We start from the raw sequence: 17,528 nt of genomic DNA on the forward strand, positions 1-17,528 counted from the left end.
TGTTGACATAACATGGCACAAAGCCGAACTGTGTCTGGAATGCAGGCCAGCATTTGCCTGTCAAAGTTACATACTTGCGATAGCCGCGGTGCTCTTCAATCCAATCTTTTAATGTCAGTTCATACTGCGCCAGCTTGGCCAAAATTTCAGGCTTCTTGTTGCCTGCGCCGAGTTCTTCTTCCATCTCTTTCACAATGGCAGGAATTCTCTCATCACCGGCATGCTTATTGAAAGCTTCAAACAGATCAAGCTCTGAATTTTCTTCAATTTCAACGCCCAGATTGTAAAGCTGTTTGATCGGGGCATTACATGCAAGGAAATTCATCGGTCTTGGTCCAAAGCTGATAATCTTCAGATTCTGAAGTCCGATAACTGCTCTTGCAATCGGCATAAATTCATGAATCATATCGGCACATTCCTCAGCATCACCCACAGGATACTCCGGAATATAAGCCTTAATATTGCGCAGCTGCAGATTGTAGCTGGCATTTAACATACCGCAGTAAGCATCACCTCTGCCGTCTAACAGATTGTCTCCGCTCTCTTCCGCAGCAGCAATAAACATCTTCGGACCATCAAAATGCTTTGCAATCAAAGTCTCTGAAATCTCAGGGCCAAAGTTGCCAAGATAAACACAAAGGGCGTTGCATCCTGCTTTCTTGATGTCCTCCAGGGCCTGTACCATGTGAATTTCACTCTCTACAATACAGACCGGACATTCATAAATTCCTTCTGTCCCATACTTCTCTGTATAAGCCTTCATCAGATTCTGTCTTCTGCTGACAGAAAGGCTTTCAGGGAAACAATCACGGCTGACAGCCACAACACCTAATTTAACTTCCGGCATATTACTCATAATAAAACTCCTCCATTTCATGTTATAAAAATTGTGCCATATAAACTGGCAGACATATAATATCCTGGTCCTTACACAAATCTTTGGTATAGACAAGATATTTCCACAAAATTCTATCTGAATATTTTTGTGAAAATGCATCCAGTGATTTGTGTGTTTTGTAACCAGATGACTTTATTTCTATCGGGCAAAGCTTATTTTTCCTGGCAAGCAAAAAATCTATTTCATAATTATGTTTGGAAATAGGATTCGCAAACGTATAATAAAATAATTCGTTGCCATTCGCCGCAAAAATTTGTGCGACAACATTTTCATACAAATAACCCAGATTTGTACTCAACTTGTCATTTAAAATATAGCTTTCATATTCATTCTTTGCAAAATTTTCTACAACTGTGGACTTTCCAATTCGTCTGGCGCCCTCCACTAAAAGCGCGGCTCTTCCATCAGACTCCTTTTTCCACTCTACTAGTTTTTCATAAATTTTGCGTTTGAACATACTGTTTTCCTCCTTTATTGAAAAATCCGCATTTTCTTTTTCGCTAATATATATTAAATCCGCATTTTCTTTTCTTTAATATTATAGTAAAATCGCATTTTCTTCAAAAGGAGTTTATAAAGAAAGCCGACAGTTACACATGAACTGACGGCTCTCCGCATAACATAAATTTTCTATTCGCCGAATACAGCCTTGTAATCTGCCTGGAATTTAGCAATACCCTGATCTGTCAGCGGATGATGTGTCATCTGCTCGATTACCTTGTAAGGAACTGTTGCGATATGCGCACCTGCCAGTGCACAATCTGTTACGTGCATTGGATGTCTGATAGATGCAGCGATGATCTCTGTTTCGAGGCCATAGTTGTCAAAAATTGTTACGATATCTTCGATCAGGCTGATACCTGCTGTGCTGATATCATCCAGTCTGCCGAGGAATGGAGATACATATGTAGCACCTGCTCTTGCAGCCAGTAAAGCCTGGTTAGCTGTGAAGATCAGTGTGACGTTTGTCTTGATGCCTTCTGCAGACAGAACCTTAACAGCCTTTAAACCTTCAACTGTCATAGGAATCTTAACAACCATGTTTGGATGGATAGCTGCGATTTCACGGCCCTCTTTGATCATACCTTCTGCATCAACAGTTGTAGCCTTTACTTCGCCGCTGATTGGTCCGTCAACGATCGTTGTGATCTCTTTGATGACTTCCTTGAAATCTCTGCCTTCTTTGGCGATCAGGGATGGGTTTGTTGTAACGCCGCAGATAACGCCCATGTCATTTGCTTTTCTGATATCTTCTACATTCGCTGTGTCAATGAAAAATTTCATAATTTTACCTCCTGGGGCCTTTCGCCCTTAATTATATGATAATTTGTAACTGTTCAGAGCCAAGCATAATTTCAAAAAACAGGTATAAAATGCTTGCATTTTTAAGTTACGATAATTGCTACCTCGTTTAACGGAAATCTATTTACCCGGCTGACCATAGTACGCATTGGCACCATGTTTTCTGAAATAATGCTTATCCTGAAGTTCCTGCGGTGCAGGCTGAACCTTCGGATTGATCAGCTCACATCGGGCTGCCATCTTGGCAACTTCTTCCAGAACAACGGCATTGTGTACAGCCTCATGGGCATCCTTGCCCCATGTGAACGGTCCGTGATTCTTGCAGAGAACGGCAGGTGTTGCAATATAATCCAGACCTGGACGGTCAAATTCATCCGCGATCAGGACACCTGTATTCTTCTCATAAGCTTCATTGATTTCTTTCTCTGTAAGATTTCTCACACAAGGTACCTCGCCGTACAGATAATCGGCATGGGTTGTCCCGTAGCATGGAATACCACGGCCGGCCTGTGCCCAGCTTGTGGCCCATGGTGAATGAGTATGTACGATACCGCCGATCTTCGGAAAACGGTTATATAAGACAACATGTGTCTCTGTATCAGAAGACGGATTGTAATCGCCCTCTACTTTATTGCCATTCAGATCTACAACAACCATATCTTCCGGTCTCAGTTTGTCATAATCCACACCGCTCGGCTTGATGACAAAAAGTCCCTTCTCACGGTCAATCCCGCTGACATTGCCCCATGTAAAAGTCACAAGCTGATACTTCGGAAGCAGCATATTGGCTTCGTAGACTTCTTTCTTTAATTCTTCAAGCATTCGACTAACACCCTCTTTTCTGCCATAAAGGCTTTTTAAACTTCCCGCATCAACATTCTCTTGTGAATCCCGATGCCAAATGACACGTTTATTTTATCACTTCTGATGCTGTCTTTTCAACTGCTATTGCACCTTTGTAATTCTCAATAAACTTCTCAAAACCTTCGATATCCTTTGCATCCGGTTCTTCACTTGTACCTGCATTTCCGGCAAATACTTTGCCCTCCAGATAATTCTGAAGTGTTTCGTCTTCACCCTTCCATGTCAGATAAGATGCCAGCAGTGCCATCCCCCATGGACCGCCCTCGCCGGCTGTCTCCATAACGGATACCGGTGTATCAATGGCAGCTGCCAGAAGCTTTTGTCCCACACCTTTTGTGGTAAAATAACCACCGTGACCGTAAATCTTATCAATGGCCACATGCTCTTTCTTGATCAGAATATCCATACCTACTTTCAGGGCACCCAGGGCACTGCTCAAATGCAGACGCATAAAGTTAGCAAGACTGAATCGGCTTGTTGGTTTTCTCACAAAGAGTGGACGGCCCTCTGTGATATCGGTAATATTTTCCCCTGAATAGTAACCGTAAGACATCATATCACCACAGTCTGCATCACCCTCCATGGCCACTTTGAATAATTTCTCAAAGAGATCATTCTGACTGATATCCATGCCGAACAGCTCCGCAAATTCTCTGAAAAGGCCTACCCAGGCATTGATCTCGGATGTACAGTTATTGGCATGCACCATAGCTACTGGACTGCCCACAGGAGTTGTCACCATATCGATCTCCGGATAAACGGCCTTTAACTGGTCTTCCAGAACCACCATGGCAAAAACAGATGTACCGGCAGAAACATTACCTGTACGAACACCAATGCTGTTGGTAGCTGCCATACCTGTACCTGCATCACCCTCCGGCGGACACAGTGGGATACCTGCCTGCAATTTGCCGCTTTCATCCAGAAGCTTGGCTCCCTCTTCTGTCAGCACACCGGCAGATTCTCCGGCCACAAGGATTTTCGGAAGAATACCTGTTAATGTCCATGAATAATGTTTATCTTCAATAAGCTTGCCAAACTTCTCAACCATTGTCTCATCATACTGATGGGTCTTGTCATTGATTGGAAACATACCGGAAGCATCGCCGATGCCAAGGACTTTTCGCCCTGTCAGCTGCCAGTGGATGTAGCCCGCCAGCGTTGTCAGATAACTGATCTGATCGACATGTTCCTCCCCATTTAAAATCGCCTGATATAAATGGGAAATGCTCCATCTCTGAGGAATATTGTAATTAAATAATTCTGTCAGTGCTTCAGCCGCCTGACCTGTCGTGCTGTTTCGCCATGTACGGAACGGTACAAGCAGCTCGCCCTTCTCATCAAAGGCCATATAGCCATGCATCATGGCACTGAAACCGATGCTGCCAATCCTGGTCAGCTCTGCACCGTATTTTTCTTTCACATCTGCTACCAGGCTCTTGTAGCAGTCTCTTAAACCCTTCCAGATATCATCCAGGGAATATGTCCAGAAACCGTCGATCAGCTGATTCTCCCAGCTGTAACTTCCGGAAGCGATTGGTTTGAATGATTCATCGATGAGCACTGCCTTGATTCTGGTTGAACCGAATTCAATACCCAGTGCTGTTTTGCCGCTCTCAATAATTGCTTTTAAATCTGCCATTCTATCCTCCTGATTCATGGATTCGCTGTCGAATCCTGTTTTGAAATGGACACTCTGTCCAATTCAAACATTGTCTATCTCTATAACCACAGGCAGGCAGCTGCCTGCGGTTTATACCACACTATCGCAGCTGCCTGTCTTTTAATCAATTTAACGATAGTAAATGGAATTCCATTTCAGCTCATTGTTAAACTGTCTGATTGTTGTGTCTTTGTCGATATAAACAGCTTCAATGCCCATGCTGTTTGCCCAGTCACCCATCTGCTCAGCCGTCAGGTCATAGGAGAAAGCTGTATGATGTGCACCGCCTGCCAGGATCCATGCTTCAGCACCTGTCTGAAGATTTGGTTCCGGTGTCCAGAATGCAGTTGCAACCGGAAGCTTCGGCATTGGTCTTTCTGTCTTCTTGCAGTTTACGTCATTGATGATCAGACGGAAACGATTGCCCAGATCGATAAGGGATGTGGCAATAGCCTTGCCCTCTTTAGCTGTAAATACAAGTCTTGCAGGATCTTCTCTGTCACCCATGGATAACGGCTGCTCTTTGATAGAAATAGGGCCATCTGCAATTGTCGGGCAAACTTCCAACATATGGGACTGAAGGATACCTTCTTTGCCCGGTACAAGATTGTATGTATAATCTTCCATAAAGGATGTACCTTTGGCACCCTTCATGCCCTCTGTCATGATCTTCATCAGACGCACCATGGCTGCTGTCTTCCAGTCGCCTTCCGCACCGAAACCATAGCCTTTTGCCATCAGTCTCTGGATAGCCAGACCCGGAAGCTGCTGCAGGGCACCTAAGTCACCAAAGTGCGTAACAATAGCCTGATAATTCTTTTCCTCAAGGAAACGTTCAAAACCGATTTCAATACCGGCCTGAACAGCCACATGCTGGCGGAATTCCTTCTCATCTCTGCCTTCAAGTAAAATATTATATGTGCTGTAGTATTCTTCTACCAGTGCATCAATATCTGCCTTTGAAACAGCTTTCACTGCTTCTGCGATTTCATTTACCGGATAAGCATCCACTTCCCAGCCGAATTTGATCTGCGCTTCAACCTTATCGCCCTCTGTAACCGCAACATTTCTCATATTGTCAGCGATACGCATCACACGGATATGACTGCTCTCAAGAACACCTACGGCTGTACGCATCCAGGAACCGATTCTGTCCTGTGTGGCTTTGTCTTCCCAGTAGCCCATGATCACCTTACGTTCCATATGGAGACGGGAAAAAATATGACCGTATTCTCTGTCACCGTGAGCTGCCTGATTCTCATTCATAAAATCCATATCAATGGTATCGTATGGGATTTCACGATTATACTGTGTATGCAGATGAAGCAAAGGTTTTCTCAGTTCCTGAAGGCCAAGGATCCAGGATTTTGCCGGTGAAAAAGTATGCATCCATGTGATAATGCCGGCACAATTATCATCCATATTGGCCTCATTCATCGTTTTACGGATTAATTCATTGGTGATCAGGGTTGGTTTCCATACAACCTCATATGGAAGATTGCCTGATGCATTGAGTTTTTCTACGATTTCTTTGGAATGTGCTGCCACATGGGACAGGCACTCATCACCGTACAGATCCTGTGAACCTGTACAAAACCAGAACTGATAATTTTTCACCTTTAACATGTTTTTAATTCCTTTCTGTGTATGTTCAAGTTGAGTATATACGAAACTTGGCGCGGAATTCAGGTCTGCCGTGCAGACATATTTCTTACCTGAATTCCTGCGCATGCTTAGGTCAATGTTAAGCGTTTTTCTTCTTCATGCGGGCAAAAATTGCCTGTAATACGATGAAGAAGCAAAGCAGTGCGGAAAGTACGATACGTACCCACCAGCTGGACAATGTACCCTGTGTGGTAATCAAGCTTGTGATGGTACCTTTGATCAGAACACCGAAGATGGTGCCGAATGGTGTACCCACACCACCGCTTAACAGTGTACCGCCGATAACGGATGCAGAAATGGCATCCATTTCAAGACCTTTGGCCTGTTCTACGAAACCTGCACAGCTGTTTAAGCAGAATAAGAAACCGCCGCAGCCTGCAAGCAGACCTTCAAGCACATAAGCTTTAAATTTGATTCTCTTAACATTCAGACCCATCATTAACGCGCTCTGTGCATTACCACCCACAGCGTAAACTTCACGGCCGAATTTGGTATATTTCATAACAACTGCGATAATCGCTACGATAATCAGAGCAATGATAACTGTCGGATAAATGTAAGCCGGATGGAACTTCCCACTCTTACTGTAAGAACCGATAAACGGCAGATAAATCTTTGCATTGGCCCATGCAAGGAATGTTTCATTCTTGATAGAAATCATCTCTGTGCTGACCATGGAAGTCATACCACGGCCAAAGAACAGACCTGCCAGGCTGACAATGAATGGCTGGATCTCCAGATAAGAAATCAGGAAGCCCTGTACAATACCGAAAGCCAGACCGATAACCAGTGCAACAGCAATCGCTGCATAAGCACTCATGCCGTGATTCTCCATCTGATTGGCCATAACCATACAAACTAACGCTGTAATAGAACCAACAGAGATATCAATACCGCCTGTGATCATAACGATAGTCTGACCAACTGCAATAACCAGCAGACCGGCATTGGAAATGAACAGGTTCAGAAACATCTGTGGTTTTGCAAAACCCTTATCTGCGAAAATAACCATACCTGCGATATACATGATCGCAAAAAGTACAATTGTGATAATCAAAAGGAAGGTATTGCCGTTAATCTTTCTGTTTGAATCTGTGGTTGTTTTTAACTTAGCCATAATTATTTACCTCCCTCTACTGCTGCTGCAGCTTTTTTTGCACGCTGTTTTGCAATGAAACTCTGGAATACAGGGCTCTGCAGTGTAACAATAATAACGACAACGATGGCCTTGTAAACCGGCAGCTGATCGGCTTTAACATTCATCGCATAAAGCGTTGTTGTCAGAGCCTGGATCGTATAAGCACCGATAACGGAGCCCATCAGACTGAACTTACCGCCGCCCAGTACATTGCCGCCAAGAGCAACTGCAAGGATGGCATCCATTTCAAGGTTCAGGCCAATGTTGTTGACATCGGCTGAATAAATACGGCTGGATGCGATAATACCTGCGATACCTGCCAACACACCGCAGATCACGTATGTCAGGAATTTGATCAGTGTTGAATTCAGACCAACCAGTCTGGAAGCCGTACCATTGATACCAACACTTTCAATATACAGACCAAGGGCTGTTTTCTTCAGGATCAGATTCACAATGATAACAACGATAATCGCCAGGAAAATCGGTGTCGGTACAGGAATCTTGCCGATATAACCACCAAATACCTTATAAGAATCCACACGGACATATGTAATCTGACCTGCTGTGATCAGCTGTCCGATACCACGTCCTGCTGTATACAGAATCAGTGTGGCAACCATCGGCTGAATATTCATCTTGGCTACAAGGAAACCATTAAAGGCACCGCAGAGTGCAGAAGCCAGAATAGCTGCAATAATTGCCAGACCCATCGGAGCAGCCAGCTCAGTAACAGATACTTCACCACCGGAAAGGATCTGACAGCAGACAGCTGCTGCAACAGCCATAACTGCACCAACACTGATATCCTGACCGCCGGAAGCAGCCGTAACCAGTGTCATACCGACAGCCAGAATAACCAGCTCGGATGCACGGTTGACAACGTCCACAATGTAACCATATAAAACACCATTATTAATGGAAATCTTGAAGAATCCCGGTGTCGTAATCAAATTCACTAATAAAACAGCAACCAGACATACGATTGGCAAAAACAAGCGCATGGATGTTATTTTCTTAATCGAATTCTTATTCATTGCTGTCACCTCCTGCTATTGCTTTCATAACGCCTTCCTGTGTCAGCTGGTCGCCGGAAATCTCGCCGACCTTCTTGCCGTCTCGGAGAACACCCATACGTGAACATGTACGAAGCATTTCCTCAACTTCGGAAGAAATAAATGTAACGGCCATGCCCTGGTCGGCCAGGTCAAGCACCAGTTTCTGGATCTCAGTCTTTGTACCGATATCGATACCTCGTGTCGGCTCATCCAGGATCAGATAATCCGGATTAGTCAGAAGCCATCTGCCGATAATCACCTTCTGCTGGTTACCACCGGAAAGACTCTTGATCGGTGTCTCTCTGCTGGCTGTCTTAATCTGCAGCATATCGATATATTTGTCTGCGGCTTCCTCCATCTCTTTTCTGCTCATCGGATGGAACATGCCTCTCTTCGCCTGAAGTGCGATAATGATGTTCTCACGTACAGACAGATCAGCAAGGATACCATCTTTCTTTCTGTCCTCAGGCAGATAAGCCATACCCTGTTTCATGGCATCCAGCGGAGAATTGATCTTCACTTCCTTGCCGTTGACCTTGATCTTACCTGTATCCGGCTTGTCCGCACCGTAAATGGCACGCACCAGTTCGGAACGTCCGGAACCCAGAAGTCCTGTCAGGCCCACAACCTCACCTTTGTTGACGGCAAAATCAAACGGTTTGATACTGCCTTTTCTTCCAACCTGTTCAGCTTCGATAACCGGTTCAAACTTCTCAAGTACTTTATGATCTCCCTTGATATCTGCCAGATCATCAAAGTTCTTGCCCATCATCTTGGCAACCAGTTCTACTCTAGGCAGTTCCTTTACAGGATACTCTCCAACCAGTGTACCATTTCGAAGAACAGTAATCCGGTCACAGACCGCATATACCTGCTCAAGGAAATGCGTAACAAAGATAATACCAACGCCTTCTTTTTGAAGACGTCTCATCAATACGAAAAGTTTCTCAACTTCTTCATCATCCAGAGAAGATGTCGGTTCATCCAGAATCAGAACCTGGCACTTCATATCTACCGCTCTGGCAATGGCGATCATCTGCTGCTTCGCCAGAGAGCATTCCTCTAATTTATCAGTTGCTCTTGCATCAATATCCAGACTCTTCAAGAGCTCTGTTGCTTTCTTATTCATTGTATGCCAGTCAATAAAACCAAACTTTCTCGGCTCACGTCCGATAAAAAGGTTCTCCGCCACTGACAGATTCGGACAAAGATTAACTTCCTGATACACGGTACTGATACCGTGGCTCTGGGCATCCTGCGGGGATTTATTGATAATCGGTGCATCAGAACCCGCTATTCTGATCTCACCGCCGTCTAAACTATGTACTCCGGTAAGCACCTTGATCAGTGTAGACTTGCCGGCTCCGTTCTCTCCCATTAATGCATGGATTTCACCTTTGCGAAGCGTAAAATCTACATGCTGCAATGCTTTGACACCCGGAAATGTTTTCGAGATATCTCTCATACTTAAAACAACATCATTGGACATATAGCATTCACCTGCTTTCAAATTCTCTCTCTAAAATCTCTCCCATTTCAGGTAAGTTGACATGTAACGTATAAGCATAAAATTGGCGTGGCACCATTCCAGGCTTCTGCCTCTTTCTACCACGCCAATCACTATGTTCCCGGAAAATTAATTCCTATAAATTTTAGTATGCACGAGCGTCTACAACATCCTGTGTTACTTCTGTAACTTCATAATCTGTACCGTCGATTGAAACGGATGCTACATCAGAACCATGAGCGTAGATACCTTCTTCTACATATGCCTGTTTTTCTGGTGTTTCTCCAGCCTGAAGCTGTTTGATAATCTGTTCTACACGTGGGCCATGAAGAGGATTACACTCTGTGTTAACAATGATATCACCTGATAATGTATCTGTAATACCCTGTTTTGTTGTATCGAAGGACATTACAAGAATGTCACCGTCAGGACCAACTGTCTTACCAGCTGCTTTGATAGCTTCGATTGCACCAAATGCTTCATTATCGTTCTCGCAGTATACAACGTTGATGTTGTCATACTGTTTCAGCATAGATTCCATAACTTCCTGGCCTTTAGCCTGTGTGAATTCACCTGTCTGCTGAGCTAACAGATTCCAGCCATTAGCTTCTACGGCTTCGTTGAGGGCTTCTGTACGTCCGATCTGAGCGGATGCGCCGATTGTACCCTGGATATCTACGATGTTAACTTCACTCATGTTCTTAGCTGCTGCGTACTGTTTTAACCATTCGCAAGCTTTCTGACCTTCCAGTTTGAAGTTTGAACCAACCCAAGCTGCGTAAAGGCTGTCATCAGAAACGTTTACCATACGGTCAACGATGATAACCGGGATTTCTGCATCTTTAGCTTCCTGAAGAACTGTATCCCAACCGGATTCTGTTACAGGTGCAAGAACAATGTAATCAACTTCCTGCTGGATGAAGTTACGGATTGCTGCGATCTGATTCTCCTGTTTCTGCTGAGCATCATCGAAAATTAAGTTGTAACCGTTTTCTGTGCTGAATGTAGATTTCATAGATTCTGAGTTAGCTGTACGCCAGTCAGATTCTGCACCAACCTGTGAAAAACCAACTGTGATCACGTCACCTGTGTTACCTGCTGCTTCTGTTTCACCAGATGCTGCTTCGCTTGCAGCTTCTGTTTCGCTGCCTGCAGGTGCTGCTGTTTCTTTAGCACCTGATGAGCCACAGCCTGCTAATACTGCAGCAACCATAGCTACTGACAATAATACCCCTAAAAATCTCTTCTTCATAAACTCTTCTCCTCCTAGTTATGAAACAATAAGTATCTTATATGAAAAGCATACCTTATTCCCATAATTTTGGAAACAGAGGATTCTTTTTTTTGGGTTAATATTTTTTGAACTTTTTGTGAATGTTTTGACCTATTCAAAAAAAGTGTACTTTTTTATGATAAAAGTATATTTTTTTATGAAACATTTCTGGTTGGTATCACAACCCTTGCTGTGGTGCCCACATCCGGTTGACTTTTGAAAAATAAACCATAATTTTCACCATAATAAATATGAATCCGCTCATTGACGTTGCCCACACCAAAGGCCGCTATATTGGCTGACTGGGTACTTCCGTCCACGGAAGCCTTCCTGAGATTATACAATTTTTCTTCATCCATGCCTACACCGTCATCCGTCACACAGAAGACAATATTATCCCCTTCCAGGCGACCGGTCACAGAAATCGTTCCTTTCCCCCGCTTGCCGCGGATCCCGTGAACCAGGGCATTCTCAACTAACGGCTGAAGAAGCAGCTTCGGGATCGTAAAATTATATAACGCCTTGTCTATATCAATATTGTAAGCCAGCGTATCCTGGTAACGGAACTGCTGGATCTTCAGATAACTTTCAATATGCCGCTGTTCCTCCTGGATTGTAATAAAACTCTGCCCATTGCTCAAAGATGTCCGGAAGAAATCAGACAGATAAGTCAGAAGTCGGATTACCTGATCGTTCTGCTTCGCCTCCGCCAGCCATACAGCTGTATCCAACGTATTGTACAGGAAATGCGGGTTGATCTGCGCCTGCAGAAGCTTCGTCTCGCTCAGCCGCAGTGTCTCATGGTTGCGCTTCATATCTTCCACCAGCTGACCGATCTCCTTGGTCATATCGTTGAAATTATCCATAAGCAGCGCAATTTCATCCCCTGACTCCACATTCTTCGTCTGTGCCGTAAAATCACCGCCGGCTACTTTGCAGGTTAACATACAAAGATTGCGTATCGGACCGGTAATATTTCGAGCCGCCCTGACAGAAAGTCCTACCGTCAGAATAACAACAAGAAACGACGCCAGAATCGTAAAACAGAAAATTGCCCGATTATTCTCATCCAGCTGTGCTTTGATCTGATCGAAATTCAGCGTTTCTGCATAAATATAGTCACGGATACATGACTGCACCAGAGATGTCAGTGCATAAACATCATTATCCAGTGTGGCCATATTCTGATCATAGGAATTCTCCCGGCCAATATTGTTCTCCAGCTCATGAATACAATTTGACAGTGTATTCAATGTATTCTTCAGGCGAACCATCTGACTTCTGTTCAGTTCAACCGTTGCAGAATGCGCCAGATCATTGCAGACGCTTTTCAGTTCATCGATATAGGCATAGGGATCCACCGTCAAAATACCATTAACCGTCACGGTCCCCACATCCAGCTCATCAATCTTCTTGTTGTTGATGACCGCCAGGTAAGTGGTGTAGTCGATCCGTTCCTTGAAATCCCGGACATATTCATTGGCCTTTGCCACATTATTGGTGATGTCCGCATACGCACCGATCGTATAGGAAATTGTCCAAAGCAGATAACAGACAAGACAGATCATCGGTACAATAGCCGCCGCAGCGATCATCATAATCTTGCGGTTCAGGGAAAGCTTCTTATATCTAAACATCCTTTACCCCTTTCTTGCTGCCCTGTATTCTTTCGGCGTGCAGCCCTGGGTCTTCTTGAAAATATAGCTGAAATAATGCGGGTCTTTGTATCCCACTTCATAACTGATCTCTGATGTTTTCATGGATGAGCAGACCAGATACTGCTTCGCCTTCTCCATCCGGACTTCCGTCAGATATTCAATGAACGTCTTGCCCATCTCCTTACTGAAAACAGAGCTGAAATAGCTTGGGCTCATACACACTTCCGCCGCAACTGTGTTCAGGGAAATATCTTCCGACATATAATCCTGCTCTATCCTCTTCCTGGCAGTCCGGATAATATCGGAATACCGACGGCCGCTGAGAGTATTCCGCAGTTCAATGACATGATCCAAAAGCGTTCCTATGTAGTCCTTGATATCATCAACAGATTCCGCAGTTAAAACAGCCCGCTTCAAAATCTCTTCGTTCTCCCGAAGACTCTCCATCTGACCCGCAGCCTCTCCATCTGCACCGGTATCTTTCCTGAGCTTCTTGCAGAAAGCCAAAACAGTGGCATAAATGTCCATGATAATATATTGCCTGATCATCAGCGATCGGAAATGATCCTCTGAAATTTCCGTAAACAATGCACCAACAAAGCTCTCCACTTCTTCGCGTGAACCGCTGCTTAAGAAACGGGTAATTATCTGATCAAATTGATTGATCTCACCAAATATATTGGCATCAAATTCATTGTCCAGCTGTTCATAATTCAGCTGCTCCACCGAAATGATCTGATTCGGTTCCTGCACAAAACGGCCGGCAAAGGCTTTATCCGCCTCCCTGAAAGAATATCTCAGCTCGCGGAGTCTTGCTGCCTCACTGCCGATACCGCCAAACCAGGTCAGTGTCTCAAAAGGTGCGATTACTTCTTTGAGTCCCTCAATAAAACGCTCTGTCTGCGCTTCCATATCCTCCTCTACGGACGTCAGAAGAAAAGCCCAGCCTTCGACGCCTCTCTGAAAACGGAACGCATCTTTCAAACCATCAACATAATTGCCGACAGCCTCATAGGCTTCGGCCAGTGCCTCAGACTGCTCTGCCTGCACATGATCCTCCTGGATAAATTTGAACAAAATAATCCTGTAAAAAGGGCCGCTAAGATTCATATGGAAACGCTTCCCTTTTTCCATGGCATCTGCCAACGACAATTTGCCCGATATCAATTCCCCCAGGAATTTCATCTTGATCAGTTCTTCATTCTCCTGCATTTCCTGGTAATAAACTTTCTTCAAGGCCAGATCTTCCCGCTCATCTCTGACTTTCTCGGCAATCTCCGACAAATGTTCCAGCAAAACTGCTGAGGATACCGGTTTCAGCAGGTATTCCGCTACACCGATCTTAATGGCCTGCTTGGCATACTCAAAGTCATCATAACCGCTCAATATCACAATCTTGATATCCGGCAGTTCCGCTTTAACCATACGGCTTAACTCCAGTCCATCCATAAACGGCATACGGATATCCGTGATCAGAATATCCGGCTTCTCCTTCAAAATCACCGGCAATGCCAGTTCACCATCACTGGCATCACCGACAAATTCATACCCCTCTTTTTCCCAGTCGATACTGTTCTTGATACTCTGGCGTATAATAATCTCATCCTCGACCAAGTATACTTTTACCATTGTTTAATCCTTCTTCTCCATTTTTGCATTTCCCGTTTTCTGACGGACACCAACGCTGCGATCAAAGCATGAATATCCAGCGGCTTAGCCAGATGGCCTGTCATCCCTGCCGCAAGACACTTGTCCATATCCGTTTTGGCAACATTCGCTGTCATGGCTATGATCGGTATCGTATTCCCATGGTACTGATCCATTTTGCGGAGCATCTTTGTCGCTTCCAGGCCATTCATCACCGGCATCTGCATATCCATCAGAATCGCATCATAAGTGCCTTCCGGTGCCTCCATAAATCTTTCAACACAGATCTTTCCATTTTCCGCCTGCTCACTTGTAATACCATGCATTGCCAGAATTTCATGAGCAACTTCATAGTTCAGTTCATTATCCTCGGCAATCAGAACATGCATCCCCTCACAGTCTGTCAGGTCAGATTCTGTCGATGACTGACCAGCCATTTCAAGATCAGATTCCATCGGAGACTGAAGGATCATGTCGGAATCTGCTTCTTCAAAAGGAAAATCAAAGACAACTCTGAATGTTGTACCAACACCTACAGCACTTTGTACTTCGATCCTGCCGTTCATCCGATCCACCAGTTCCTTGACAATCGCCAATCCCAGACCGCTGCCGCGGACTTTATTGATTCTTGTATCCACATATCTCGAAAAACGTTCATACATTTTCTTCATATAGTCTTCTGTCATACCAATTCCGTTGTCCTGTACAATTGACACAAGACGTACACATCCCGGACTGTCTGATGTTTCTTCATATAATTCAAAATGGACCATGCCGCCTTCCGGTGTATATTTGACAGCGTTGGATACCAGATTCACATAGATCTGTTTCAGACGAATAGCATCTGCATCAATCTGAGGATGCAATATATCATGCGCCCGACAGGTCATATGCAGCTTCCGGTCTGCTGTCATCTGGCCCATTATATCCTGGAAATCACGGAAAAACGTCATCACATTAAAAAATGCAGGCTCAATATGAAAATGTCCGCTCTCGATCTGGCTGATATCCGTAACATCATCCACCAGCCGCTGAATATAACGTCCTGCAGACTGCAGCTTGTCCAGGTTCTCACTGACAATGTCATCAATAAAACGAAAACCGATCAACACCTTGAAATTCTCTTCATCGATGGCCATTCTGGTGATCTGTGCCTCAAAATATTCATGGCCTGCACCATTCGGAAGACTCTGGAAACGAAAGGAAATCCTGTCACGCGTCTTCAGTTCTCGCATCAGTCTCTCAGCATTCAGCCTTTTCTTCAACTTCCGGGCTTCTTCCTGCATCATAAACTGACGACAATAGCTCTCTATAATCTCTTTATAAGAAAGTGTCATATATTCTTCCGATGCCGACACCTGCAGAACATTTGCCTCCGGATCAACCTTAAGAATCTCAAGATAATCCTTTTTCAAATCTGCAAAAAAAACGGATATGTAATCCCGGCAAAGAACCTGCAGAAATCGCTGTTCCCTCTGAAATGCGTCAATACTGGCCTGCAGTGCATTCTGCTTCTCATCCAGCAAATTCGACTTATGGCAGCTGTCATAAGCACTGCCTAAATGGCTTCCCACCACTGTCAGCAGATTGATCAAAGACTGTGATTCATCCAAAATCGGATCGTCCAGTCCGATAAACCCCCACAATGTGTCTGTATGAAACATCGAAAAAACAATCACTGTATGAATATCCTGAGCCTTAAGCAGACGATATTCCAGCGGCATCTCATCCTTTGCCGCCTCTATATCTTCAATTACCACTTTCTCTCCACGCAGGAACTGTCTGTGCCAATATGGCATCTCCATAAACGGAACAGCCTGAAGATTGTCCATCTGGGGTTTGACGCCTTCCGCGCACCACTCACTGGTGTTGCGGTAAATACTCTGTTTTTCTATAAATTCAAAAGTATAGGCACGTCCGGCTTTCGTATATTCTCCTATGTATTCAAGAATGCCTTGTATCGCCCGGTTCAACTCTTCCATTGTTCGCGAACGGTCGATGGTCACCATCTGGTTCAATACGATGTCCAGACCGCTTAAATGACTTGATGCCTTTTTCTGCTTCACTACGCTGTCTGATTTTCTCATTGGCTGTTCACCTCCCTGATCACTTTTCTGATTTATTTCTAGCTTACCATATAACATCCAACCTTGCAATCAACATAGAATAATTCGCTGACTCCGCATCTTTCTGCCGGTTAAAATATATCTGGAATATATCCGAAACCGTCTTGCATCTTTACGCTACCATGGCAAAATTTTACAGTTTTTTCTTTTTTTCACAAAAATACATTGAATTTCCTTTTCCCCTATGCTAATATTTATTTCATTGTATTACTGAATTAATACTCAGGAGAGTCTCTTCACAATGCATCATGCAAAATACAAAGGAAGAGCGCCGAAGGTGTACACAGTTGCGGTGTTTTTGATTGAATACGCCCAACTGCAAATCTCTCAGGCAAAAGGATGGAGGAAAAAGAATGTTTACACAAATCAACAATCTCATCAACTGGTTGGACGCGGTCGTATGGGGACTGCCTCTGATCATCTTAATCCTGTTCACAGGATGTCTCTTAACAATCCGCTTAGGTGTTCTTCAAATCAGACATCTCGGCAAAGCACTCAAGTTCATGATTAAAAATGAAGACGGCGGCGAAGGTGAAGTATCCAGTTTCGGAGCTTTATGTACAGCCCTTTCCGCAACCATCGGTACAGGCAATATCGTCGGTGTTGCAACTGCCATTGCTGCCGGCGGCCCCGGCGCTCTTTTCTGGATGGTCATTGCTGCTTTTCTCGGTATGGCGACTAAATATGCCGAAGGTCTGTTAGCAATCAAATACCGTACAATCGATAACG

Annotated in this window: 14 protein-coding genes and 1 riboswitch; of the genes, 1 reads left to right on the forward strand and 13 read right to left on the reverse strand. The window is 44.4% G+C overall.

Annotated features, from left to right (window positions below):
- The 13 genes from WMO25_RS05235 to WMO25_RS05295 all read right to left on the reverse strand — a co-directional run.
- Window positions 1–856 (reverse strand): L-fucose/L-arabinose isomerase family protein (locus WMO25_RS05235; protein WP_435384299.1); only part of this gene is annotated, 856 nt, incomplete at its 3' end.
- A 22-nt stretch (window positions 857–878) separates the two neighbouring features.
- The gene (locus WMO25_RS05240) at window positions 879–1,355 is read right to left on the reverse strand and encodes a DUF4143 domain-containing protein (protein WP_349084441.1); all 477 of its coding nucleotides are present in this window, start codon (window positions 1,353–1,355) and stop codon (window positions 879–881) included.
- Between the two features lie 173 nt (window positions 1,356–1,528).
- Window positions 1,529–2,182: a fructose-6-phosphate aldolase gene (fsa, locus tag WMO25_RS05245; protein ID WP_117540523.1), complete on the reverse strand. Its 654-nt coding sequence runs from the start codon at window positions 2,180–2,182 to the stop codon at window positions 1,529–1,531.
- Window positions 2,183–2,320: 138 nt separating this feature from the next.
- Complete coding sequence (locus tag WMO25_RS05250; RefSeq protein ID WP_117540525.1) at window positions 2,321–3,022, reverse strand: L-ribulose-5-phosphate 4-epimerase; 702 nt, start codon at window positions 3,020–3,022, stop codon at window positions 2,321–2,323.
- A gap of 88 nt (window positions 3,023–3,110) precedes the next feature.
- On the reverse strand, window positions 3,111–4,706 hold the full coding sequence (locus WMO25_RS05255) for a xylulokinase (RefSeq protein ID WP_349084443.1): 1,596 nt from the start codon (window positions 4,704–4,706) through the stop codon (window positions 3,111–3,113).
- A gap of 150 nt (window positions 4,707–4,856) precedes the next feature.
- Window positions 4,857–6,353: an L-arabinose isomerase gene (gene araA, locus WMO25_RS05260; protein WP_349084445.1), complete on the reverse strand. Its 1,497-nt coding sequence runs from the start codon at window positions 6,351–6,353 to the stop codon at window positions 4,857–4,859.
- A 118-nt stretch (window positions 6,354–6,471) separates the two neighbouring features.
- On the reverse strand, window positions 6,472–7,509 hold the full coding sequence (locus WMO25_RS05265) for an ABC transporter permease subunit (RefSeq protein WP_349084447.1): 1,038 nt from the start codon (window positions 7,507–7,509) through the stop codon (window positions 6,472–6,474).
- Between the two features lie 2 nt (window positions 7,510–7,511).
- Complete coding sequence (locus tag WMO25_RS05270; RefSeq protein WP_349084449.1) at window positions 7,512–8,567, reverse strand: ABC transporter permease; 1,056 nt, start codon at window positions 8,565–8,567, stop codon at window positions 7,512–7,514.
- Window positions 8,560–10,077: a sugar ABC transporter ATP-binding protein gene (locus tag WMO25_RS05275; RefSeq protein WP_221717585.1), complete on the reverse strand. Its 1,518-nt coding sequence runs from the start codon at window positions 10,075–10,077 to the stop codon at window positions 8,560–8,562. Before WMO25_RS05275 ends, WMO25_RS05270 begins: the two co-directional genes overlap by 8 nt.
- A gap of 163 nt (window positions 10,078–10,240) precedes the next feature.
- The gene (locus tag WMO25_RS05280) at window positions 10,241–11,347 is read right to left on the reverse strand and encodes an ABC transporter substrate-binding protein (RefSeq protein ID WP_349084450.1); all 1,107 of its coding nucleotides are present in this window, start codon (window positions 11,345–11,347) and stop codon (window positions 10,241–10,243) included.
- A gap of 176 nt (window positions 11,348–11,523) precedes the next feature.
- Window positions 11,524–13,005, reverse strand: a complete 1,482-nt coding sequence (locus WMO25_RS05285) for a sensor histidine kinase (RefSeq protein ID WP_349084452.1) — start codon at window positions 13,003–13,005, stop codon at window positions 11,524–11,526.
- A gap of 3 nt (window positions 13,006–13,008) precedes the next feature.
- Window positions 13,009–14,655: a response regulator gene (locus tag WMO25_RS05290; protein ID WP_349084454.1), complete on the reverse strand. Its 1,647-nt coding sequence runs from the start codon at window positions 14,653–14,655 to the stop codon at window positions 13,009–13,011.
- On the reverse strand, window positions 14,649–16,760 hold the full coding sequence (locus tag WMO25_RS05295; protein WP_349084456.1) for a hybrid sensor histidine kinase/response regulator: 2,112 nt from the start codon (window positions 16,758–16,760) through the stop codon (window positions 14,649–14,651). The genes WMO25_RS05290 and WMO25_RS05295 overlap by 7 nt, the downstream gene beginning before the upstream one ends.
- 252 nt (window positions 16,761–17,012) lie before the next feature.
- Window positions 17,013–17,152, forward strand: a riboswitch (glycine riboswitch).
- Here WMO25_RS05295 and WMO25_RS05300 point away from each other — a divergent pair.
- A partial coding sequence (locus WMO25_RS05300; protein ID WP_349084457.1) for an alanine:cation symporter family protein occupies window positions 17,153–17,528 on the forward strand: 376 nt, incomplete at its 3' end. It abuts the riboswitch before it with no gap.

The organism is Coprococcus intestinihominis, from assembly GCF_040096555.1.
GTDB classification, from domain to species: domain Bacteria; phylum Bacillota; class Clostridia; order Lachnospirales; family Lachnospiraceae; genus Coprococcus_A; species Coprococcus_A intestinihominis.